Source organism: Acinetobacter sp. AG1 (genome assembly GCF_001005525.1).
GTDB lineage: Bacteria > Pseudomonadota > Gammaproteobacteria > Pseudomonadales > Moraxellaceae > Acinetobacter > Acinetobacter modestus.
The window spans coordinates 1-1,165 of record NZ_LBMZ01000008.1 but is presented as its reverse complement, the minus strand read 5'-3'; the positions used below and the strand labels follow the sequence as shown (position 1 = coordinate 1,165).

Annotated in this window: 1 protein-coding gene; it reads right to left on the bottom strand. The window is 54.5% G+C overall.

The window, feature by feature from the left end; translation table 11 throughout:
• On the bottom strand, positions 1–1,165 hold a 1,165-nt coding region (locus AAV96_RS00045), incomplete at both ends, for an Ig-like domain-containing protein (protein WP_046737822.1).

Here is a 1,165-nt window from a genome sequence, read left to right as displayed (position 1 = left end):
ACTGTGTCTACAGTCGCGGTGTAGTCATTGCCATTCACGGTCACGGTGACCACCGTACTGCTTGCATCCGCTGGGATTCCAGTGAGCACCCCTGTGAGGGTCACGGTCGCAGCGCCTGCCTCTGTGCTGTTAATCACATTGTCTGCAGTGATCGCATCAATGCTAAACACTGTCGTAGTGGTGCTTGGTGGAGTTAAGTCAATGCTTAAGCTGCCGGTATCCGTACCCACATTGCCTGCGCTGTCTGTTGCCGTCACGGTGATTGGGTAGTTCGCTTCTGGCAAGCTCGGTAAGGTGTTGTCTGCTAAGGTCCAAGTCCCATCACCGTTGTTGGTGGCGGTGTAGTCGGTACCGTTCACGTTCACCACCACGGTCGCGGTTGGGTCATCTATGGTACCGCTAAGCGCTGGGGTTTGGTCATTGGTGCTGAGATCGGTCAAGGTCACCACAGGCGCTGTAGTGTCCACAGTATAGCTTTGGCTGTCGTTGACGCTGCTGCTGTTGCCCGCAACATCGGTGAAGCTGACATTGGCATCCACTGTCAAGTCGTTGTCATTGGCCAAGTCACTGCCGCTGACATCAACACTCCAAGTGCCTGCAACTGTGTCTACAGTCGCGGTGTAGTCATTGCCATTCACGGTCACGGTGACCACCGTACTGCTTGCATCCGCTGGGATTCCAGTGAGCACCCCTGTGAGGGTCACGGTCGCAGCGCCTGCCTCTGTGCTGTTAATCACATTGTCTGCAGTGATCGCATCAATGCTAAACACTGTCGTAGTGGTGCTTGGTGGAGTTAAGTCAATGCTTAAGCTGCCGGTATCCGTACCCACATTGCCTGCGCTGTCTGTTGCCGTCACGGTGATTGGGTAGTTCGCTTCTGGCAAGCTCGGTAAGGTGTTGTCTGCTAATGTCCAAGTCCCATCACCGTTATTGGTGGCGGTGTAGTCGGTACCGTTCACATTCACCACCACTGTCGCGGTTGGGTCATCAATAGTACCGCTAAGCGCTGGGGTTTGGTCATTGCTACTGAGATCGGTCAAGGTCACCACAGGCGCTGTAGTGTCCACAGTATAGCTTTGGCTGTCGTTGACGCTGCTGCTGTTGCCCGCAACATCGGTAAAGCTGACATTGGCATCCACTGTCAAGTCGTTGTCATTGGCCAAGT